Origin of the sequence: Anabaena sp. FACHB-83 (genome assembly GCF_014697485.1) — a bacterium.
In the GTDB taxonomy this organism is placed as follows: domain Bacteria; phylum Cyanobacteriota; class Cyanobacteriia; order Cyanobacteriales; family Nostocaceae; genus Nostoc_B.
Genome location: NZ_JACJRY010000006.1, coordinates 104,042 through 126,686, shown reverse-complemented (window position 1 = coordinate 126,686; position 22,645 = coordinate 104,042). Strand labels below are relative to the sequence as shown.

Sequence of the window (22,645 nt, the reverse complement as noted above, 5' to 3'; positions counted from 1 at the left end):
CCTCTGCAAGTTTTTCTACCAAACTCCATATATTTATTTAGGAGGTCTCAAAATTTATTACCTAACCCTTGAGTCATACCAAACTTAGAGTTAAAGATACTCTCAGTTGACTAGCCAAGCAAAGGCGTAAAGAACATTAAAGGAGATTCAAGCTTCTGCACATCATAGGTTAGGCTACACATAGCTAGTAAACGCGATATCCGTAGCTTTTCTGTGGTTGACTAGTACCAAATTTGGGTTACTCTTAAAACGGATCGCCGTAAGCTATCATCTTTAATGACAGAAGTATATGAAGAAACAATAATTTTTAAAGTTCTGTCTGAAAGATTAAACTTGCAAACTGAATAGTTTGATACGGCAAACTGAACAGTTATCTCATACCCTAAGCTAGGTAGTTAATTAACTACTGCAAATATAACCGGGAATTGTAATGGATAGTTTACAATACCAGTGGGTAAGAAAATCTAAAAAAAATATAAAAGTGACTAAAATGACTGTGGTGTCTGGAGGACAAACGTGTTTCTGAGATTAGCACATCAACATCGGCAATTTGTTCAAGACTTGGTAATGAACCTACAAGCCTTGGCAATTGTACTAGAACGGCGTGGTTATCCTGCGTCTTGTTATACCTGTGGCGACCAGATGAACAGTGCTTCGTTTATGGTGAGCCTGGGAAATAACCATCTGATTCGATTTTTGGTATCAGATTATGGAATTACTTGGACAGAAATGCGGGATGACCGCGAATTAATGAAATTAGAAGGAGCGGAAGCAATTAACCAGTTACAGGAACTGGCAAATCTTGTGAAGCAATCTGTACCAGCTTATACAAGTGGTAAGACCTTAGCCAAGAAGAGTTAAGGGTTTCGGGATCTGATGGGTTATTTTCAAACAAACTCCGAGAATAAGTTGCTCATTAACAATGGCTCACTGGTAATTGGTAATTGGTAATTGTGGTAGGGTTTTTCATCCTCCATTACCTATTAACCATTACCTTCAATAAGATTGGCAAAGGGCTAGGTTGTGAAATGTTTTGTTTCTGTGAACTGAAGATAGAAACAATTTTGCGAATTTTGTGCATCTGCGACATTGATTGAAAAAAAATTGGGAATTGACCAAGCAAGAAACACTTGGTGATGTCATTGTTCTGTGTGACATTTAAAATCATTAAATTGTTGGTTGCTACATCTGTGATATGAGGGTCAGGCAACTGAGAGATATTTTGGCTGATGGTGATTTAAATTATGACATGCGATCGCAGGGTGATTTTGGCAGTCCTGTGGCATAGATGTCTCATTTTTGTGATATTCCAGAGGTGGAAAACCATAGTTAGTCACAAACTGGAAAATGTCTGAATCACAACCAAACCCAGCACTACCACCAACCGATGCTATTGAAGTTACAGAGAGTCGTGCGTTTGAGAGTTGGTTTGAATATCCGATTAGAGTACAACCCCATCATACTGACTATGCAGGTATTGTCTGGCATGGTACTTATTTAACTTGGATGGAAGAAGCAAGGGTAGAGTGTTTGCGCTCTATCGGGATTGAATTTGCTGATTTAGTAGCACTAGGCTGTGATTTACCAGTGGTAGAAATTTCAATACGCTATCACCGTTCCATTCAATTGGGTATGCAGGCTATTGTCAAAACTCGGATGACGGAAGTCACTGGTGTGCGGATTAATTGGGATTATGCAATTGTTTCTGTTGATGGACAGCAATTGTATGTCACCGCTAAAGTCACCTTAGTCGCACTAGATAGAGAAAGAGGTAAGATTATGCGCCAGCTACCTGCAAATGTTAAGGATGCGCTGGCGAAGATTGCGGGATTACATGGTAATTAATCAGGACTGAGGCGCAAATATAATCTGTGGAAACTGGGTTTAGGGTGTAAGGGTTTTGAATAAGTAAACCTCACACCTACACCCTTATACCCAAACTGTTTGGACAATCTTGGCGCGTAAGTCCTGAGATAATTGCGCCTGTATTCTGATTATTTATTCAGGCGAATTTGCAAAAGATTTTGAGTAAACTGAGTGATCTGATGCCAAATATCCATCGGTGTAATGCCAAAACCTACCTGTAATAAAATAATAATTGCCGCAATAGTCAGGGCATTACTCACAGTGGTTTTGATAACTTTCCATAATATTGTAAATACAATCCAAGCAATAATTAAAGTTGGGATCATAGTAATTATTTAAGAAGAATTCAGAATAAATTAGGGGATAAAATTAGGTAAAAACTATTGTGGTAATGATAGCGGAAATTACCGAGTAAATTTCTGTTTACGGCTATTCTTTAGAAAAAATTTATAAAAAACAAGATACCAGACTTATCAAAGAAGCCAGGTATCTGAATTACAGAATTGTTACAAATCAAAGGATTGTTATATCTGAGTTTTTAGTGCAGAGAAATCATCTGCGGGGAAGTTACTAAATTTTTAGTTGCGGTTAAAACTTCTTGTCTTGCCCATTGATCTGCTGCCAAAATGTCATCTAAAGAAGGATTTGTACAGTTATCATTTTGATGGCGATCGCATACCCATTCAATACACCGGGGAATATCTAAAAAGCTAATTTTCTCTGCTAAAAATAAAGCTACAGCTTGCTCATTAGCTGCATTCAACACGGCTGGCATCGAACCACCTGCTTTACCTGCGGCATAAGCTAACTGCATACAAGGATATTTTTGATGATCTGGCTCACGGAAGGTAAAACTACCAGCTTTGACTAAATCGAGACGTTCCCAGTCTGTGTAAATGCGATCAGGCCAAGATAACGCATATAACAGGGGTAAACGCATATCTGGCCAGCCAAGTTGGGCTAATACAGAGGTGTCTTGTAGCTCAATTAACGAGTGAATAATGCTTTGAGGATGGATGACGATTTCGATATTGTCGTAGTCTAAGCCAAACAAAAAGTGAGCTTCAATAACTTCCAACCCTTTATTCATCAAAGTCGCTGAGTCTACCGTAATTTTTCTGCCCATCGACCAGTTAGGATGTTTGAGGGCATCGGCGACGGTGACTTCTGGCAACTTTTCTACAGGCCAATCACGGAAAGCACCACCGGAGGCTGTCAGCAAAATCTTCCGCAGTCCGCCTGTGGGAACACCTTGCAAGCATTGAAATATGGCTGAGTGTTCCGAATCGGCAGGTAAGAGTTTTACCCCATGTTTTTCCACCAAGGGGAGAACTACAGGGCCGCCGGCAATTAAAGTTTCTTTGTTGGCGAGGGCAATATCTTTACCTGCTTCAATGGCAGCGATGGTGGGTAATAAACCAGCACAACCAACAATCCCGGTAACAACAGTCTCGGCATCGCCATAGCGGGCAACTTCAATCACTCCGGCGGTACCAGCCACTAAAATGGGTTGGGGATTGAGGTCTTGGATGGCGGCTTGGAGTGCAGGTAATTTATCTTCAGCTGCGATCGCTGCTATACTTGGTCGAAACTGCCGAATTTGATCCGCCAACATCTCGACATTATTACCTGCTGCCAATCCAACAATCCGAAATTTATCTGGGTACTGAGCGACAATATCTAAAGTCTGAGTACCGATGGAGCCAGTGGAACCAAGAAGAGTAATAGCTTTCACAATTGCTTAATAATTTAGAGATAACTCCCACTATAAATTGCTTGGGACTGATTTATAACAGCGATCGCCACAATTAATCATGAAAAATGCTGAGTTATGAAACTGCATTTGCAGTACAAAAAAGTGTGAAAATATTGGCATTGTTACTCAAACACCAAATTTTGGTATGGATAAAAATTTTTATCTCAAGTATGCGGCTGTTGAGGATCAACATTGGTGGTTTGTCGGTCGTCGCCAAATTGTAGAAAAATTGATTCGTCAACTCAAACTGCCAAACAATGCCAAAATTCTAGAGGCTGGCTGTGGTACTGGTGGCAATTTAAGGATGTTGGCGCGTTATGGTGAAGTTGCAGCGATGGAGTTTGATGAAACAGCTTGTCAGTTAGCGAATGAAAGGCAAGTTACTACAGTCCAACAAGGTAGTTTACCTGATCAAATTCCCTTTAACGACCAATATGACTTAATTATCATCTTAGATGTTTTAGAGCATATTGATGATGATTTAGCTGCTTTAGAAGCATTGTCTAGCAGATTAAAACCAAATAGTTGGTTATTAATTACAGTGCCGGCTTATCAATTTTTATGGAGTTACCATGATGAAATTAACTATCATAAACGTCGCTATACATTGAAAAGATTAAAAAGAGTTGTGAGACTAGCTGGTTATCATATCCGCTATGGTAGCTATTTTAATACTTGGTTATTTCCCTTGGTAGCTGGAGTACGTTTATTAAAAAATCTGCTCAAACTTGATAAAAAATCAGATGCCAGTGGTGATTTAAATTTACCCGCAAAACCCATCAATAAATTTTTAACTTTTTTATTTGCTAGTGAACGTTATTTTATGAATTCGTTCAGTTTACCTTTTGGAGTCTCTGTTGTCCTAATGGTACAGAAAAATTAGTCAAAACTATAAATTTAGCTAAACATTTTTATGCGATCACCAGCAATTAATTCTGTATCTTGGATGATAGGTGTAAGTGCATTAATTTTATTTTTATGTAGCAGTCTTAGACACGCTTTGTTTCAATCCACAGCACTTGATTTAGCAGTTTTTGACCAATGGGTGTATTTAGCCAGTCAAGGTCTACCGCCAATTTCATCATTCTTTGGGTTTCACTTGCTGGGAGATCATGCTGCTTTTATTCTGTATGTGATCGCCCTACTATACAAAATTTATCCTGATGTACACTGGCTATTTGCTATACAAGCGATTGCTTTAGCAGTAGGCGCTGTACCAATATATGCCTTAAGCTTACAAAGTGGTTTATCTATTAGTTATGCGCGAACTATAGCACTTTCATACTTGCTGTATCCTGCCTTATTTAATATTAACTTTTTCACTGACTTCCGCCCAGAAGCGATCGCTGTGCCAGCATTACTGTGGGCCATGTGGGCAGGAATGACTCACCGAACTTTGCAGTTAATTCTAGCTGTTGCTTTAACCTTAAGTTGTAAAGAAATTTTGAGTTTAACTGTAATTGCTTTAGGAATTTGGCTGTGGCTAATTCAACATCGTCGTCTGTATGGTCTAGGATGTATTTTTATAGGCACAGTTTGGTATTTAATAACAATTGGATATCTTGTTCCCATGCTCCGCAATGGTCAAGCTGGTGGGGTTGTATTTTTCCGTTCTCTTGGAGATTCACCTACACAAATTCTCTGGAATATCATTACTAATCCTGCTTTAATTTTAGGAAAATTCTTTGCACCAGAGACATTATTTTATTATTTACTTTTACTCTTACCAGTCCTTATTGGATTACATTGGCGAACCATAATGGTGATTTTGCCAGGCTTACCAATGTTATTACTCAACATTCTTTCTGATTATTCGGCACAGCGAGATTTAGTCCACCATTATTCATTGCCAATATTCCCGTTTATTATTGTATGGTTAGTGCATTCAATTAGTCATTACCAAAAACACCAAAAAAGAAGCTGGTTAAAGCCTCATATTTTATTAGCTTGGTCTATAGCTGCATTTTTATTACTGGCTAAGTATGAGTTTTTTGTGACTCGTTATCTTTCAAATTTACCAAACCTAAACTCTCTTTATACTGCTGTTAATTTGGTTCAAACTCATGGAAGCGTTTTGACAACATCAAGAATAGCCCCCCATTTGAGCCAGCGTCCAGTTATTAAATTAACTAACATGAATTTAGTACCAGACGGCGTTAATAATTTTGAGTATATACTAATAAACTCAAATACAACAAATAAACCTGAATTTTCTTCTAGCTTGATTACTCAATTACAAAGTAACAAAGCATTTCATTTAATTTATCAGCAAGATAATATATATTTATTTACTAAAAATTAGTTTTATAGTTTAGGGTTTGTATAGGAGCAAAATCAAAACACTATACATAGTTAGTTCACTGGTGGCGCAATTAAACTAAAATTTTCAGCAGTATCTAAAACTTTACTAACAGGTAAATCTAGGCGGGATAATGTGACATTATCTAAGAGTAAATAAGACTTATTAGCCAACATTTGTTTGAAGACTGGGGCATTTACTGGAATTACTTGGCAATCACAATAAAAATTTAAACTAGGGCGGCTATAAGCAAATGAGGTGTAGATTTTTGTACCTGGGGAGGTATGGGTGCGAATTAAGGCGGCGACGGGTTTAACCGGGAATGCCTCATTTAATTCCCAAATCCAAGATTGGGAACTCATCAATAGTAATAGTACTAAATACATCCCAGAAAATAACACAGGAATAAATCTGCGATCGCATTTATAAATCAACCATGCTGCTAAACTCAGACTCATCGTTAAAATTATAGCCATTGCAATTAATACAGGCTCTTCCTGGGCAATAATAAAGTAAACACAACCTCCTAAACCAGCCAGCGCCATTATAACTATAAATATTGCCCAAACTCGCCTATTAATTACTTGATTTCGCCAAACTTCACTCAGTTCTAACCCAATTGCCAAGGCTAAAAATGGATATATAGGCATAACATACCAAGGCAATTTTGTAGTTATCAAAGAGATAGCGACAAAGTAAACAATCGTACCAATTAAAATTAAGCGACTCCAACTAGCATCGCGTTTCTTCCAAGCTAGATAAAATCCGGCTGGCCAAAATAACAACCAGGGAAAAGCATACTTTAATAACTCAATTAAATAATACCAAGGAGCGCCTGTATTACCCTCAACAGGTTGGGATATGCGGTCAAATGTTTGCGCTTGTAAATTTATCTGGAAGAAATTACTACCATAATGCTGCCATTGGGCAATATACCACGCGATCGCCGGCGCAATTCCCAACACAATTCCAGCCCATAAGTAAGGGTTGTTTAACACAATTAACGGTGATGAAGCCAAGATAAATAATCCAGCAATACCTCCCAGCAACAAAACCAGCATTCCTTTAGTCAGGGTAATTAACCCTAGACAAAATCCCACACCTAAAGCCCAAGGTTTTTGCTGACGTGATTTTAATAAACAAAATAATAATAGTAAGAAAAATGTAATACTGGCACCATCTAGCATTGCCAAGCGTCCATGACGCACGACAGGTAAAGTTGTTAAATAAACGAAAGCCGCAAACAACGCAGGTAAACTATCGTTAAACAACAAAATCCCTACTAAATACAATAACGGCACTCCCAAGGCAGTTAATAAAGCACCCGGTAGGCGTGTTGTCCATTCATTTACACCGCCTAGAGAGTAACACCAAGCAATTAACAAGTGCATCAGAGGTGGCTTATTATGATAAGGTTCACCGCCTAAAGTTGGATACAGCCAATGCAGAGAACCAAAAGCAGCACGCCAAATTTCCCTGGCGACTTGTGCTACTGTACCTTCATCCCAGTCCCGTAAGGGGGAATTTCCTAAACACAGCAACCACAGCAGTAAAGCACCTATTAGCAAGGTTAATAGCCATTCAGTTTCTCGGAATGGGCGCATAAATAAATTTAGTTTAATTATTTTATTGATTGTTTATTGATTACGATCACTAGTACAACAAGGCAAAAGTAAAAGGTTAAAAGGAAAAAGAAAGAATAGTGTTCCCACAAGCCTTTTAACAGTTTCTTCTGGTCGGTTTATTTACGCCGATTTGTAATAGATATACGACTCATATTTGATTTATGAAAAAAATCCATACACTCAGATAATGCTTCTTTCCTACTCTCCACTCCCTATTCCCCATTCCCTGTCTACACAACTAGATTCGGAAATCAAACCAGATTCCTATATAATTTTAAGGAATTTTATATCAGGAACGACATCACCAAGTTTATAGTATATATCTATTTGAATCTGTCCTTTTCTTGCTGTCTTGATGAAATAATCTGATAAAAACTGTGATTCAACCAATATACTCTTTGGTCATTCCTATTTATAACGAAGAAGAGAATATCACGGAAATGTACCGTCGGCTGCATCATGTAGCAGAACAGTTAGATGGTGAGGTGGAATTTATTTTAGTCGATGATGGTAGCCGCGATCGCTCTTTGAGTATGATTCGAGAACTCCGCCATCGTGATAGTCGAGTTCGTTACCTCAGTTTTGCGCGAAACTTCGGCCATCAAACTGCTGTTACGGCTGGGCTAAATTTCGTCCAAGGCAGATGTGCAGTTATTCTGGATGCGGATTTGCAAGATCCCCCAGAACTAATTTTTCAGATGGTGGAAAAATGGCAACAAGGCTACGAAGTAGTGTACGCTCAACGTTTAGCTCGTAAACAAGAAAGTTGGCTCAAACGTTTTACAGCCTATGCCTTTTACCGCATTCTCCGACGTTTATCTCATGTGGATATCCCCACAGACACCGGAGATTTTTGTTTACTAGATAGGCAAGTTGTCGATATTCTCAATGCTATGCCCGAACGTAACCGTTACATTCGGGGTTTACGCGCTTGGGCGGGTTTTCGCCAAACTGCTGTACTGTTTGAACGAGAACCGCGTTTTGCAGGCAAAGTTAAGTATACTTTCGGTAAATCTTGGGCTTTGGCTGTGGATGGAATTATTTCCTTTTCTACAGTGCCATTAAAACTCGCAACCTACTTAGGTATGGTAGCAGCTGCGATCGCTCTATTGATGATCATCCTCGTCCTATATTGGCGTTTATTTGACCATGCTAGTCCTTTAATTGGTTACAGTTTAATTACAATTGCCATCTTTTTTCTCGGTTCTGTGCAGTTGATTTGTATAGGAATTTTAGGCGAGTATATCGGCCGAATTTATGAAGAAGTCAAAGCCCGCCCCATATATACTGTCAAAGAAACCGGCGGTTTAATTAAAGTCTCAGAAATGCAGTCTAAATAATGGCTGTTATATCAAGTTAAGCAACAGTCATCAAAATACATAACTGTTCCACATTTAACTTGCATATTTTTGATTGAGGAGTAAAACATCAGACTCTCTCCAGTCTGAATGTATAATTTAGGTGTGTAACAGCTTATGACCCCCCAAGAATTTAGTTTATTAATTGTATCCATTCTCATCAGCACAGCCGGACAATTTTTTCTGAAAATAGGCGCAAATAAATTAGGCAGGGTGAATTTAGGCAACGCCATCACTCATATTCTGGGTATTATCACAATCCCAGAACTATTAATTGGATTAACTTGCTACGGTTTTGGGGCGATGTTTTATATCCTGCTACTGTCTAGAGTTAACCTGAGCGTTGCTGGCCCATCTGTATCTATCGGTTACATTTTTTCTGTGTTGCTTGGCTATTGGATATTGAAAGAGCCTATACCTTTCATTCGCCTAGTTGGTTTAAGCTTTATTGTTGTGGGTGTCATCTTAGTAGTTTGGCGCAAATAATCAACTGTCTATGTCGTTGATATTTGATGTCTCAAACAAGTATGTATCGGGAAAACGAAATTTTTACGAAAATAGACAAGAGACTAAATAGTTGCAAGATATAGGAATCTGCTTTGATTATTGAAATTATCTGTAAAGGCTGGGGGTAGGGAGTAGGGAGTAGAGAGTAGCGAGTAGGGAGTAGGAAGTAGAAAAGAGCATTTTGTGGATGTACTGATTTTTTCCAGACATCAAATATGATTCCTATAGTTAGCAAGAATTATTATAGTTTTTTCTAACTATATACATAGAATACAACAATATTAAATTTTATTTAAATTTTTGACAAAAGTTATCTTCGACCCGTAGTATTGTTGTACAAAAATGTAGTTAAAATCATGGATTAATCATATCATTGCCAATGAATGATTAAAGAGTATAGAAATTAACGGCTTAATATTGCTTGATAATGAGAAACTAGCTTTTGTTGATGACCACTATATCAATCAAAAGCTAGGAGAAACTATTGTGTATGGAAAAACTTAATTTTTTATTCAAACAGAAAGAATATTTTTTAGCAGTAAAATATACAATATTAAATGCAACTTGCAGGGAACAAATAATCTATGCAAGTAGTTATTAACTGTATGTGGAATTGTATAAATTATGAATTTTATTGTTTGTATAAATCTTACAGGAGGCTTCTTGAAGGTTAAGAAAATGATTAGTAAACTAATACAAGCAGACTGTGATTACTATCAGTATGAGCAGTATTAATATAACGATAAAGAGTGAAAATACTTAAGTAGTCCGAGTGGCTCTGGGCGATCGCTTTCAGAGATATTACTGATACCATAACCCGCCTCATACGAAGGAAAATTCCAGATAAAATTCTGTAAAACTGAGGCAAATTTTCAGGATTAGTAGAAAGTAATTGGGAATCTAAATTTTAGAGAAAAGTGTGCTATAAATTACCGTCAGAACCATACATAATGGTTCGACCCTTGAAGGAGCTATGAAGTGGAAAACAATAAATCTTTACTTTGGCCGCAAGGTATATTAATTGCGTTGCTTGCCCTAGGTGCTACATTAAGCATTGCTATGATGATGCTTTTGAGGCCAAATGCTTCTGAAGCCCAAAGCAGTCAGAATATAAATATCAATAATAATTTAGTTGCCAAAGTAGGTACGCAAAAGCGCATTGAAGGATTAAAAGCAGCAATGCTGACAACTTGGCAACAAGAAGCACAAGCTAAAGGTCTTGGTTATGCTTTAGCGAAACGCTTTCAAGGAGCAGTTATTAAAGAGGCTAAACTTAGTCCTAATCAAAAAGTCATTGCACTCACTTTTGATGATGGCCCTTGGCCTGAAAGTACTGCTCAAGTTCTAGACATTCTCAAGCAGAATAATGTCAAAGCCACATTTTTTGTTGTTGGTCAAAACGTCAAAAATTACCCCGACTTACTCAAGCGGGTAAGTGCAGAAGGTCATGTTGTTGCTAACCACACTTGGCATCACTGGTATCATGTCATGAATCAACAGGCAGCAGCCTATGAAATTGAGCATACAACCGAGTTGATTTATAAAATTACAGGTGTCAAAACAAATTTGTTTCGCCCACCTGGAGGAATCATGCACAATGGCGTAGCCGCATACGCTAAAAACGCCAAATATGCAATTGTGATGTGGTCAACTGATTCTGTAGACTATTCTCAGCCTGCTGTACCCAAATTGATTAATAATGTCTTTCAACTAGCTAAACCAGGTGGGATTGTTCTGATGCACGATGGTGGTGGAAATCGCTCCCGCACTGTGCAGGCTTTACCAGAAATTATTAATAGATTTCGGAAACAAGGATACAGCTTTGTGACTGTTCCAGAACTTTTAGAAATGGAAGATAAAGCACAAAGTGTAGTTGCCCAGAAAAAGTAATAGTTAAATTACTAATTACCGATTATTAATATAGTAATCAGCTTTGATTTTTAAATTATGTGTAGGGTGGTCATGTTTAGGATTGACAAATGCCCACCTTACCAATATCTAGTTTTCTGCACAATCAAATATGAGTTTTATACTAGTCATATAGAGTGCGATCGCAACACTCAGATGTAGGGTGGGCATGATTGCCCACCAAGCTTTCATTACTATCAAGTCGCTTATGCAGAATACAGATTAAGCAATTTTCTATCGCTTTAATTGCTGTTGCCATTCATCTAAACTGATGTATTTATTCTCAATTACATCCAGAACTTCTATCAGACCATTGTTATTAAACACCCGAAACCAATAAATTGTTGAATCATAGTCTGATTGATTTTCAAATATACGAACCGTGTAGTAAGGTTCATTTTCCGTAGGAGAACCATCCACTACCGCCCCTAATTTAATCGTCCCTCTAGAAAGCTTGGCGATTTCCCTGGCTTTGCGTTGTACTTGTGGCAACTTCCAAACCAAATTCAAAGCTGTTTCTTCATCAATTTTGTTAGTCAATTCAGCAACTTTCACAACATTAGCTGGATTTAACTCAGATAATGTTTGTGCAGTAATTAACCCCGATTTAACATCATAGTTGGAACTTTGAGAAAGAGCTACTTGGCATCCCACACTCATCAATAAAGAAGACATTATCGGTAAGCAAATGAATCTTTTCATGGAGCAATCCCTGAGTGTTATGCTGTCGTTCACTTCATGTCATATATACACTAGGGTAACAGTCATCACCCCATATTTGAGGTGATTAATCATTTCTTCTTATTGGTATTAGTAATTGTACTGAGTTAGCATATATAGGAATCCGGTTTGATTTCTGAATTTATTTGTGTAGGTAGGGAATAGGGAATGGGGAGTCGGGAGTAGGAAAGAAGCCTGATCTGAGTGTACTGATTTTTTTCCCAAATCAAATATAAGTCCTATATCAGATCCCCGAATTATTTGAAAAATCAGTAATTTGGCACTTTACTAATAATTCATAACTGCAAAATAACTACTTTAACGGTATTTTTGCCTGTAAAAATACTTGCTCAACTGTAAATTCTAACCCTGGGAACAGTGCATCTTGCAGTATTTCATCCCCCATATATGTTTGTGGTGCTGCATCGGGGAAAAACACAGTAATACTTCTGGCTTTGCTATCAACTACCCACACTCGCAGCACTTTTGCATCTAAATAATCTTTGGCTTTAGCTATCATCTGACCAAAGGTTTGCCCTGGTGAAATAATCTCAATCACCAAATCTGGCGGAACAGAACATACTCCTTCTTCTTCCCAGTCTGAAGGTAAACGCTCGTTAGAGATGTATAAAATATCAGGTACAGGAACCCAATCTCGTCCCCTACGAGTTAAAGAAACAGCCAATTCTGGACATATTTCTCCATTAGCTCCACATAATTGTTCAATCAAGTTAAGCAGGACGCGAGTCAGTTTAGAGTGAAATTTTTGTGGCGACATTTTAGAAATAGCTTGACCATCCACAAGTTCATAGGTAGTATCTCCCTCACCAGAAGAAAGATGCAAAAACTCTTGTAAAGTTAATTGATTTTTGGTTTGAAGAATCATAGCGCAAACTAGCTAATAGCTAGTTTAATTGTAATTAACCTGAGTTATGAATTAGCTTAAACCCTAATTTAATCGTTTTTTCTAAGAATATAGCAATCCTAAATGAGTAGTGAAAAACATAGATATGGAAACGAACCGCCAAGAAAGAGGCAGCGCATTGGACGGGTTTCCCGGCTTGAAGCGACTGTCGTGCCAAGGACGCAAAGGTAAGAAAGAAGAAAAAGATATAGAAATTTTACAAATGATTGTAGTACTTAAGTTCAGATAACATTTTGCACTTGTTCGAGTCACTTTTTTGAGTGTTGAGCCATAGGATGTTACACAGAAAAATCCTGTTTAATACTATCAGGACTTACGCAACTGGCACAGTGCGATCGCTACTCTAAAAGCATTTCCAAAAGCTATATAATCTATCAACGCGCAGCCCAAGCTAAACACAACTGGCGGAAGTCGTCACCGCGCACTTCAAAGTTAGGATACTGGTCAAAACTTGCACAAGCGGGAGACAGCAAAACTACAGGTGCTTGGTGTTGTTTAGCTAATTCTGCTGACCGAGGTACAGCTTTTGCCATTGTTTCCACGATTTCGTAATTGGTGTAACCCACTTCTTGTAAGCGTTGGGCAAAGGCTGGTGCAGCTGCGCCAATTAATAATACAGATGCGGCTTTGGCTTGGATTTTGGCTAACCAACCTGTATCATCGCCGGGTTTGGCTTCTCCCCCCGCAATCAAAATTGTCGGACTTTTCACTGAGGCTAACCCAACTTCGGCTGCGTCGTAGTTGGTGGCTTTACTGTCGTTGATAAAGTCCACGCCTTCCCAAGTGCAGATATGTTCTAAGCGGTGGGGAACGCCAGGGAATTGTTCAATGGCTTTGGTAATTGCGTCGGGTTGAATGTCTGCTAATCTGGCTGCGGCTACGGCCATGAGGAGATTTTGCAGGTTGTGTTCTCCGACCATACGCAATGCAGAGGCTGGAATAATTCTGGTTGGTGTTGAGGTGGCGTTGATTTTCTCAATCACCCAGCCATCTTCAATGTAAAAACCTTTGTCACCAATTAAAAAATCTTGACCTTTGACACTTGTCCAATAAGCATCAGGCCAATGATTCAAACCGACTTTATTTAAATAAGCATCATCGCCGTTAAATACTTGTAACTGAGACTGCTTTAACAGCTTGGCTTTGATGTCGTAGTAATTTTCTAAAGTTTGGTGACGGGCGAGGTGGTCGGGTGTAAATGTTGTCCACACGCCGATGCGGGGTGCTAAGGATGAAGATGATTCGATTTGATAGCTGCTAATTTCGCCAATTACCCAATCGGGAAGTTTGGGGGATAGGGCGACTTCACAAGCTGCATAGCCGATGTTACCGCAGGCGGGAGCATCAAAACCGGCTGCTTGGAAAATGGCGGCGATTAAGGCTGTGGTGGTCGTTTTGCCGTTTGTACCCGTGATGGCTACCCAAGGCTGGGATTTTAAATGTCGCCAAGCAAGTTCCATTTCACCAATTGTTTCAATCCCTAGTTCTCGTGCTTTGACTAACACGGGAATATCCCAAGGTACACCGGGACTAACAACAATTAATTGGGGTAAATCAGTATCGGTTAAATCTAGGGAATATCCTAGTTTAACGGTGATTTGTTCGGCAGCAAGTTCTTGTTGTTGTTGCAGGAAGGTATCAGAGGTGTTGCGATCGCCTAGATCCACCTCCCATCCTTCCCGTTTCAACAATCTCGCCGCAGCAACACCGGACTTACCTAATCCAATCACATGAGCTTTGGACATAGACTGTAGCAGAGACCCCTGGTTAAGCACTCATTATACTAACGCTTATTGGCAACATTTACACCATATTTTGTTGATTTATGCTACAGATTTTTGACGATCGCCCCAAAGTCAGCTAACACTCGCGCGTGATTTCGCAACAATCCGAGCAAATTCAAGCGATTGCGCTTAATATCTGGGTTGGTATCCATAACTAAGACGCTTTCCGGGCCATCAAAGAAATTACTGACAGTAGGGGCGATTTTTGCTAACGCTGCAATTAACAGTTGATAGTTCCGTGATTGCTGGGCAGTTTGGGTTTGGGGTACTAATTCCACAATGGCATCGTAAAATGCTTTTTCGGATGACTTTTGGAATAGTTCGGGATTGATTAAATTTGCTGGTTCTAGCTGTTTGGTGTCTAAATCACCTTGGGCGGCGAGGCGGGTAGAACGGTTGACAGTTTCGTAGATTTTATCGAGAGTACCATCGTTGCGGATTTGTTGCAGATATAAGGCGCGATCGCGGACATCTAATAAATCCTGCAACGCTCTTTCTGTATACTCTGGGTCATTTTCGCCCAATACAGCATTCACCAAATCGTAATCAATTTGTTTTTCTTCTTGCAATAATGTCCGAATTCTTTGCAGGAAAAATTCTTGCAAGCTTGTGACTAATGTCCCTGATTCTTTGTTATATTCCTGAGCAAAATTAGCGGCTGTTTGCTGCAATAAATTATCTAAATTAATTCCTAAATTCGCAGCCCAAGTAATATTAACAATTGCATTTGCCGCCCGACGCAAAGCAAAAGGGTCAGAAGAGCCAGAAGGAACCATCCCCAAACCAAAAATGCTGACTAAGGTATCTAACCTATCAGCTATTCCGACAACTTGACCTGTTAAAATTTCCGGTAAAATATCATCGGCTCCTCGTGGTAAATAATGTTCAAAAATTGCTGTTGCGACTGCGGCATTTTCACCACTGGCTAAAGCATATTTCTGCCCCATAATGCCTTGCAATTCTGGAAATTCATACACCATTTGGCTAACTAAATCGGCTTTACACAATAAAGCAGCACGGTGAATGTTTTGGCGGTCAGTATCAGCTAAATTTAGTTGTGCTGCAATGTGTCCGGCAATATTGATGATGCGATTTACCTTAGCACGTAGCGAACCTAAATCTTCTTGAAAAGTTACCTTTTCTAATTGAGGTAAAAAGCTTTCTAAAGGTTTAGCGATATCGGCGTTATAGAAAAACTGTCCATCAGCTAATCGGGCGCGGATGACTCGTTCATTACCTTTAGCAATGATATCTGATTTTGTCGGGTCGCCATTAGAAACTGTGATGAAATTTGGTAATAGTTCTTGATGATTTTCTCCTTTAAAAACAGGAAAATATCTTTGGTGGCTGACCATGACAGTTGTAATAACTTCTGTGGGTAAATTCAAAAATTCCGCGTCAAATTTACCCACAACTGGCGAAGGCCATTCCACCAAATTAGTTACTTCTGTTAATAAATCGGGATAGATTTCTGTGGAACCATTGACCGAATTAACGGCGGCGTGAACTTCTTTTGCAATTGTCGTTGCACGTTCATTGTCATCAACCACTACATAAGCAGAACGCAGAGTATCAACGTAATCAGTTGCTTGGTTAATAGTGATAGTTGCGGGATGTAAAACACGATGACCATGAGAAATGCGATCGCTGTTAATTCTATCCGAACCATTCACCAATTCTATCGGCAAAATTGCCTCATTCAACAACGCCACCAACCAACGCACCGGACGCGAAAATCTCACATCGCCATCACCCCAGCGCATCAACCGCTTACCTTCTAACGTAAAAATCCATTGGGGAACAAGTTCGGTCAAAATTTCCGCTACCGGGCGACCAGGAGTTTTTTTGTTAACAAATACAAAATCGCCTTTATCCGTCGGGCTAACTTGTAGCGCATCAAGTTCCACACCTTGCTTTTTGGCAAAGCCGATAGCTGCTGGTGTGGGTTGACCATCTTTAAAAGCTGCTTGGGCGGGAGGGCCTTTAATTTCTTCTTCCCGGTCTGGTTGTTGCTGTGGTAGACCCTTGATAAGCACCGCCAAGCGTCGGGGAGTACCGTAAACTTCTACCGCGTAACTGTTGAGACTATTAGCTGCCAAAGTTTGAGGAATGCGCGATCGCCATTGTACGATAGCATCACTGAGAAAATTTGCAGGTAGTTCTTCTGTACCAACTTCTAATAAAAAATCCGGCATAGGACAAGGTTCACATCAGTCAATTCCACCAGTTTACCTTGCCATCATACTGAAGAGGTGTACAGGCTAAAATCAGAAAGTCTCAGACCAAATACAGTCATGACCAGCAAAATTACGCTAGATATTGATGAAGCTTTGCTTCAAAAAGCAGAACGTTGGGCGCAGCAACACAAACTATCCCTTGCTGATGTGATTACTAATTTTCTACGTCAGTTACCAGACAATGATTTGACACCGCAAGATGAACATCCTTTAGCCAAATTTGCGGGAATTTTAAGCGATGCAGAAGCTAGAGAATTACAACAGGTAATTGCAGCCGAGTTTGAGCAGATAGACACAAATGAATGGTAATGTAGCCTTAGATACTTCTGTCGCTGTGCGCTTTTTAAATGGTGATCAAGCAGTTGTAGCTCAAGTACTGGCATTGACAACTGTGATTTTACCAACTGTTGTTGTGGGTGAATTATTATTTGGAGCAGAAAACTCCAGTCGTCCTTTGCAAAATCTGCCCCGTTATTTAGAGTTTATTGAAACCTGCGAAGTAGTAACATTAGGTCGAGAAACTGCTGTGGTATACGCTCAAACTCGGTTGGCATTAAAGCAGAAAGGAAGACCAATTCCTATGAATGATGTTTGGATTGCAGCACAGTGTTTAGAACATAGTTGGCGGTTAGTAACAGATGATTCTGACTTTAGCTATGTGGACGGACTGATATTGGAAAACTGGTAACATCTACCTTAAAAATATTTACGACCGCTTACTTAGTTTCATCTCTCAAACTCTCACTTTCTGCGCCTCTGCGTCTCTGAGTGAAACAAATTCATACTACCAATTACGCTCAACCACCATCACTTCAGTATATTCAAACTCATTCGGACTTTGCTTAACTAACGGATATCTTTCCTCACCCAACTCAATATAATCTTGCTCACAATCAGGCTTAGAGGAATAATAAGTCAACACATATTCCCGCCCAATTCTATTCACCATTTCTTGCTCTACTTCACCACGCCATTGAGTTTTCGTCACTAAAATAATTAACTGATTTGCTAACTCAGGTAATGTTTGAGCAATACGACGACGATAACTTTCATCCAAGCTACCAAATGGAGAATCCATCACAATGGGAAAAGTACTGCTATTCGGTACAGTTAAAACTTTGCGCTTTTCACTCCATTCGCGGACTTTATCAATAATACTGGCAATAAAAGACAAACTGAGAATTTGGTTTTCTCCTGTAGATGCAGCAACAAGTGATTCGACTCCGGTGGTATTTTCTACTAAAGTGAGTTCATATTTATCACTAATTTTCGGGAGATAAGGCGCAAAAGATATTGATGTGAATATTTCCTGTAATCGCTGTTCTAACTGCAACCGAAACTGTTTTTCTTGCCGATTTCTGACTTCAGTTAATCTTTCAATCGCGTCTTGAGTGGCGTTGATACGTCTTTGGGCGAGTAATTGCTTTTCTTCGTTGAGTTTTTGCTTGGCGATTTGTTTTACCAAAGCATCAATCTCAGTTTTTAAATGGGAAATTCGCTGTTGATTTGCACCTTGTTCTCGGTTTAATTCATCAATTTTACTTTCAATTTCATCTAAGCGTTTTTGTAAACTACTAATTTCTTCGTTCGCATCTTTACGCAACCGTTCTTGAATCGTGTCTAATTCAAGTTCAATTTGTGAGATGTTTTGCCGTAACTGATTAATTCTTGTTTGTTCTCTATCGACTTCTTCCCAAAATGCTACGGCTTGCTTATCAATTTCATCGACTTGGGCGCTCATGCGAATTGCTGTTTCTTCCACAACCGAAGAACCAGCCTTTTCTAACCAATGGTTTACATGAGTATGATGATGACTGCCAGCATTTAATTCTGTTCCACAAATACAGCGATTACTTTTGAGTAATTCGTTAATAAATTCCCGCGAAATACCCGATGTTAATTCGCCGCGTGCTTTCAAATCATTGAGAATTGTCCGAAATTGTTGAGTAGTATCTGACAGCAGAATTGTATAACCGCGTGCAGAAATGATTTTTTTGAGTGCATCTCTGGTTTGCCGCCATGATTCTTGATACGCGGCTTTTTGATTTTCTAATTCTTGTCGTCTGTCTTGCAATTCTTTCGCTGCACTCAGTTCGAGTAAACGATTCCCGGTTTCTTTTTTAAAGCTTTGTTGATATTCTAACTCTTGTTTAATTTCTGTTTGTCTGGTGTTTATCTGGGCAATTTCCTGTTCTAACTTGTCTTGTTCTTTGAGAAGTTGTTTAATTTCTGAGTCACCGATGGCTTTTAATTCATTTTCTAAACTTTTCTTGGCTTCACTAAGATGTTTTATAGAACGGTTAATTACCTCCACACCCAAGAAAATTTTGATAGCTTCGGCTATTTCGGCTTTTTTATCAGAACGAACTATTTCTTCAATGCGTTCTCCATCAAAGAAGAAGTATTGATGTAAACTTGCGGGTAAAATCTGCCCAATGATTTCTTCTGGTTTTTGCAGTGGAAAATACCATCTACCATCATCCCCAGCCACTTGCATTAATAATTCTGTTTTGAGAGATTCCAAGTCAGTTTTATCTTTATATATGCGACATTGGCGTTTGGCGTTGTAACGTTTACCTTCATGTTCCCAGTTTACTTCTACCCAACATTCTATCGATTGCCCAGTTTTAGCTTCTGCGATCGCTCTTTTGTTCACCAACTGTTCTGTCGAGGCAAAGGCAGCACTAAACTTCTCATATAATACCCAGGTAAAGGCATTCAGTAAACTGGTTTTTCCCGCTCCATTATTACCATGAATAATCGTGGTGTTGAGAATATCACCCCCAGCCAAAACTATCTCCGGTGTTCTGCCATAAAAAGAGCGAAAGTTACACAGTTTAATGGAAGTGAGCTTCATTGTACGGCTTCCTTGACAATTGCCAAAATATCATCGTTGATGGGGCTATTACTTTTTTTATCTAGCCTGCTTTTTTCTAGGTTCCAGACTCGCTCAATAATCTGCCGCACTTCCGGCGAGGCGCTAGTAATTGGCTCTTGCACATCATCGATATTCTGTTCTGGCAACATCTCAGTTTCGTATGCGTTATGCTTTATTTTAGCCGGAGATGATTGATAATTTTACATCCGCCATCTGACTCTTACTCGCATCTTTAATTTAGGGTAATTATGGGGAGGAAAATTTTAAAATTTTTTGACAAAATTAAGGTTAATTATGGGGAATTTACTGATATACTGATTTTAGGTTGAATATTGATCATAATGGAGTGTTTGTCGCTTTAAAAATTTCGCTCCTATCCCATTATGATCAATATTAATTATTCCATGAATCACCGAGATATTTTCAGGTAGCAAACAAAATTTTACAAAACTAACCACAGGCGGATTAAACATCTAATAATCCATAGCGTTTTTGTAAGTCTAACAATTTCATTCTCGCTTCCCCAGCGTTATCGGCTAAATCGGCAAATTCAACAAAGCGCCGCAGTTCTTTTCTTAATAAGTTACGTTCAACTTCTATGGTTTCCCTATCTAAATCTGGCGGCAGCACAATCATATCGTAAATAGTCGCCCGTTCCTTACTCGGATGGGGACGTAAAACTCTGCCCCGGCGTTGAATAAATTGGCGAGGATTTCCAGAACTCGATAATATCACCGCAGTTTTAATGGCGGGAATATCAACGCCCTCATCTAAACAACGAATGGCGACTAAACCTTGTAACTCGCCATTTTCAAATTGACGGCGTAAAACTTCTCTTTCGGCTAAAGGCGTTTGGGCTGTATAGGTACTAACTTTATAACCTAAATCTCCTCCCAAAATTTTCACAACGGCTTTGAGTTGTTGGAGAGATGAACGTCCCGTTTCCAACGAACCATCACTACAATAAAACAGTGTATGAGTAGTTTCGCGGCGTGTTGCCATTAATTGCCGTAAGGCGGATAATTTATTGGCGGCTGCACCAATTAATCTCGCCCGTTGCATTAATAAAGGTTTTAAATCTTCGTTGTCTTCAAAATTGGGTGAATTTTCAGTTTTGCGTTCTCGATAGAGTAAAGAACGCCCAATTTTTTTAGTTAACTTTAAATAGGCAATGCTTTCGGTTTCCGTTAACTCTACCAAAATTGGATAATATAAATAATGTACCAAAGCTCCTTGTGCGATCGCATCCCTTAAAGTAAACTCTGGTTGCAGCACCGGGCCGAAATAATCAAATAAAGATTGCGTACCGCTATCATCAAAATATCTTTCCGGTGTGGCAGATAAAGCCAACCGCAACCCAACCCGTCGGGGTAAACTTTCCTCTAACTTGGGTGCGCCCAAATTATGGGCTTCATCACCAATAATTAAAGTTTTCGGCGGTAAATACTTGAGTTGCGATTGAAAACCTTCACCAATTAATGTCGAGTTGGTAGTAATGATGGTAATAAAGCCTTGAGAACCAGAACGCAAATTGTAAAGTTGAGTAGAAAGTTGACTTTGCCAACTGCGGACATTCTCAAAGGCTAATATCGGTTGTAAATTAAACTTTTCGCATTCTCGCGCCCATTGGGTAACAAGATGGCGATAGGGACACACCACCAACAGCACTTGTAAGTTAATTTGCTGGTACAATTCACAAGCGATCGCCAATGCAGTAATAGTTTTACCACTACCAGTCGCCATTTTTAACGTCCCTCTGCCATTATTCGCAAACCAGTTAGTAACAGCTTGGCGCTGATACTGGCGCAATTGCAGAGATGACGGTATCTTCGGACATCCTGGTAGTGCTTGGTGATGGTACTTACCCTTATCTTCCCTAGCAAACGGTATTCTTAGCCGGAAAGTAGGTAGCTGCTGCACTGAATTTTGCGTCAGGTACATAAACAATAATGGGAGTAGTGAGTGGTGAGTGGTGAGTGGTGAACAGTGAGTAGTGAATAGTGAAATTGCATCCCCTACTCCCTACTCCCAATTCCCCACTCCCTATTCAGTTGTATCCACGCCAAACGCCGACAAGAGAACCTTGCACCTGTACCTGCATTGCCGAAACTTCAATCGGGCTATACTTTTGGTTAGCAGGTTGGAGAGTAACGCGATCGCCATTGCGGTAAAAACGTTTTAATGTATTACCGTAACCATCCACCCTTGCTGCCACAATTGTGCCATTTTTTAACTGATCTGGTTCTAGAACAGGCCTTAAAAATACCACATCACCATCAGCAATTAAATCTTCAATCATACTGTCGCCTGTCACCCGCAAAGCATAGGTTTGTGGCGGTAAAGCAAAGTTGCCAAAATCTAAATAATCGGCAGCCTCAGTGTAAGGTTCAATTAAACCACCAGCCGCAATATTACCTAAAATTGGTACACCTTGCTTGGCTGGATGTAAAATCCGAATTGTGCGAGCTTTACCTTCAGTCCATTCAATGTAGCCTTTATTTCTTAAATGTTCTAAGCGGCTTTGAATTGGTGCTGGCGACTTTAAATTCATCGCTTGCATCATTTGGCGAATTGAAGGAGAATGTTGGTGAAGTCGGATATATTCTGCCAACCATTCATATAATTCTTGTTGCGCTTCTGTTAGTCGTTCCATAATAATTATTGCCAGTAAATACAAATGTCCCTAGAACATTAGTACTACAAAAAATTCCAGATAACAAGATGAAATAAAAAAATAAAAGGCAAAAGAAAGAAAAAATTTACTTCTTTTGCCTTTTATCTT

Annotated in this window: 21 protein-coding genes; 10 read left to right on the top strand and 11 right to left on the bottom strand. The window is 39.3% G+C overall.

Annotated elements, in window-relative coordinates:
* The first annotated feature begins 516 nt into the window (after nt 1–516).
* A complete protein-coding gene (locus H6G79_RS09690; RefSeq protein WP_190589263.1) occupies nt 517–861 on the top strand; it encodes a DUF1815 family protein in 345 nt (114 codons plus the stop codon).
* A gap of 486 nt (nt 862–1,347) precedes the next feature.
* Nucleotides 1,348–1,845 (top strand): thioesterase family protein, encoded by a 498-nt coding sequence (locus H6G79_RS09685; protein WP_062297527.1) that lies wholly within the window; start codon nt 1,348–1,350, stop codon nt 1,843–1,845.
* A gap of 149 nt (nt 1,846–1,994) precedes the next feature.
* On the opposite strand, the gene H6G79_RS09680 is transcribed toward H6G79_RS09685, so the two are convergent.
* Together H6G79_RS09680 and dxr are read right to left on the bottom strand one after the other, a co-directional pair.
* Nucleotides 1,995–2,192, bottom strand: a complete 198-nt coding sequence (locus tag H6G79_RS09680) for a hypothetical protein (protein ID WP_190589265.1) — start codon at nt 2,190–2,192, stop codon at nt 1,995–1,997.
* Between the two features lie 212 nt (nt 2,193–2,404).
* Nucleotides 2,405–3,601 carry a 1-deoxy-D-xylulose-5-phosphate reductoisomerase gene (gene dxr, locus H6G79_RS09675; RefSeq protein ID WP_190589267.1) on the bottom strand — a complete coding sequence of 399 codons (1,197 nt, stop codon included), beginning with the start codon at nt 3,599–3,601 and terminating at the stop codon, nt 2,405–2,407.
* A gap of 166 nt (nt 3,602–3,767) precedes the next feature.
* Between dxr and H6G79_RS09670 the strand changes: the two genes are divergently transcribed.
* A complete protein-coding gene (locus H6G79_RS09670) occupies nt 3,768–4,505 on the top strand; it encodes a bifunctional 2-polyprenyl-6-hydroxyphenol methylase/3-demethylubiquinol 3-O-methyltransferase UbiG (RefSeq protein ID WP_190589269.1) in 738 nt (245 codons plus the stop codon).
* 30 nt (nt 4,506–4,535) lie between these two features.
* Nucleotides 4,536–5,924, top strand: a complete 1,389-nt coding sequence (locus tag H6G79_RS09665) for a DUF2079 domain-containing protein (protein ID WP_190589271.1) — start codon at nt 4,536–4,538, stop codon at nt 5,922–5,924.
* A gap of 50 nt (nt 5,925–5,974) precedes the next feature.
* Here the strand turns inward: H6G79_RS09665 and H6G79_RS09660 are convergent, their stop codons facing one another.
* On the bottom strand, nt 5,975–7,525 hold the full coding sequence (locus H6G79_RS09660; RefSeq protein ID WP_190589273.1) for a glycosyltransferase family 39 protein: 1,551 nt from the start codon (nt 7,523–7,525) through the stop codon (nt 5,975–5,977).
* A 398-nt stretch (nt 7,526–7,923) separates the two neighbouring features.
* Here H6G79_RS09660 and H6G79_RS09655 point away from each other — a divergent pair, with 398 nt between their 5' ends.
* The 3 genes from H6G79_RS09655 (at nt 7,924) to H6G79_RS09645 (ending at nt 11,301) form a co-directional block, all read left to right on the top strand.
* Nucleotides 7,924–8,886, top strand: coding sequence for a glycosyltransferase (locus H6G79_RS09655; protein WP_190589275.1), 963 nt, complete (start codon nt 7,924–7,926; stop codon nt 8,884–8,886).
* A gap of 135 nt (nt 8,887–9,021) precedes the next feature.
* Nucleotides 9,022–9,390: an EamA family transporter gene (locus tag H6G79_RS09650; protein WP_190589277.1), complete on the top strand. Its 369-nt coding sequence runs from the start codon at nt 9,022–9,024 to the stop codon at nt 9,388–9,390.
* 999 nt (nt 9,391–10,389) lie between these two features.
* Nucleotides 10,390–11,301, top strand: coding sequence for a polysaccharide deacetylase family protein (locus tag H6G79_RS09645; protein WP_190589279.1), 912 nt, complete (start codon nt 10,390–10,392; stop codon nt 11,299–11,301).
* Nucleotides 11,302–11,553: 252 nt separating this feature from the next.
* On the opposite strand, the gene H6G79_RS09640 is transcribed toward H6G79_RS09645, so the two are convergent.
* Nucleotides 11,554–12,021 carry a hypothetical protein gene (locus tag H6G79_RS09640; protein ID WP_190589281.1) on the bottom strand — a complete coding sequence of 156 codons (468 nt, stop codon included), beginning with the start codon at nt 12,019–12,021 and terminating at the stop codon, nt 11,554–11,556.
* A gap of 331 nt (nt 12,022–12,352) precedes the next feature.
* Entirely contained in the window at nt 12,353–12,925 is a 573-nt protein-coding gene (locus H6G79_RS09635) for a Uma2 family endonuclease (protein WP_190589283.1), read from the bottom strand.
* 124 nt (nt 12,926–13,049) lie between these two features.
* On the opposite strand from H6G79_RS09635, the gene H6G79_RS09630 reads away from it, so the two are divergent.
* Nucleotides 13,050–13,193: a hypothetical protein gene (locus H6G79_RS09630; RefSeq protein WP_190589285.1), complete on the top strand. Its 144-nt coding sequence runs from the start codon at nt 13,050–13,052 to the stop codon at nt 13,191–13,193.
* 145 nt (nt 13,194–13,338) lie between these two features.
* Here the strand turns inward: H6G79_RS09630 and murD are convergent, their stop codons facing one another.
* Both murD and glyS read right to left on the bottom strand, forming a co-directional pair.
* Entirely contained in the window at nt 13,339–14,709 is a 1,371-nt protein-coding gene (gene murD / locus H6G79_RS09625; protein WP_190589287.1) for a UDP-N-acetylmuramoyl-L-alanine--D-glutamate ligase, read from the bottom strand.
* A gap of 83 nt (nt 14,710–14,792) precedes the next feature.
* Complete coding sequence (gene glyS / locus H6G79_RS09620) at nt 14,793–16,943, bottom strand: glycine--tRNA ligase subunit beta (RefSeq protein WP_190589289.1); 2,151 nt, start codon at nt 16,941–16,943, stop codon at nt 14,793–14,795.
* A 99-nt stretch (nt 16,944–17,042) separates the two neighbouring features.
* Between glyS and H6G79_RS09615 the strand changes: the two genes are divergently transcribed.
* Together H6G79_RS09615 and H6G79_RS09610 are read left to right on the top strand one after the other, a co-directional pair.
* A complete protein-coding gene (locus tag H6G79_RS09615; RefSeq protein WP_190589343.1) occupies nt 17,043–17,294 on the top strand; it encodes a DUF6364 family protein in 252 nt (83 codons plus the stop codon).
* The gene (locus tag H6G79_RS09610) at nt 17,284–17,673 is read left to right on the top strand and encodes a type II toxin-antitoxin system VapC family toxin (protein ID WP_190589291.1); all 390 of its coding nucleotides are present in this window, start codon (nt 17,284–17,286) and stop codon (nt 17,671–17,673) included. Before H6G79_RS09615 ends, H6G79_RS09610 begins: the two co-directional genes overlap by 11 nt.
* 96 nt (nt 17,674–17,769) lie before the next feature.
* On the opposite strand, the gene H6G79_RS09605 is transcribed toward H6G79_RS09610, so the two are convergent.
* The 4 genes from H6G79_RS09605 to lexA form a co-directional block, all read right to left on the bottom strand.
* Nucleotides 17,770–19,842: an AAA family ATPase gene (locus H6G79_RS09605; RefSeq protein WP_190589293.1), complete on the bottom strand. Its 2,073-nt coding sequence runs from the start codon at nt 19,840–19,842 to the stop codon at nt 17,770–17,772.
* On the bottom strand, nt 19,839–20,012 hold the full coding sequence (locus H6G79_RS09600; RefSeq protein WP_190589295.1) for a hypothetical protein: 174 nt from the start codon (nt 20,010–20,012) through the stop codon (nt 19,839–19,841). The genes H6G79_RS09605 and H6G79_RS09600 overlap by 4 nt, the downstream gene beginning before the upstream one ends.
* Nucleotides 20,013–20,328: 316 nt before the next feature.
* Nucleotides 20,329–21,804, bottom strand: a complete 1,476-nt coding sequence (locus H6G79_RS09595; protein WP_190589297.1) for a DNA phosphorothioation system restriction enzyme — start codon at nt 21,802–21,804, stop codon at nt 20,329–20,331.
* A 106-nt stretch (nt 21,805–21,910) separates the two neighbouring features.
* The gene (lexA, locus tag H6G79_RS09590; RefSeq protein ID WP_190589300.1) at nt 21,911–22,516 is read right to left on the bottom strand and encodes a transcriptional repressor LexA; all 606 of its coding nucleotides are present in this window, start codon (nt 22,514–22,516) and stop codon (nt 21,911–21,913) included.
* Nucleotides 22,517–22,645 lie beyond the last annotated feature (129 nt).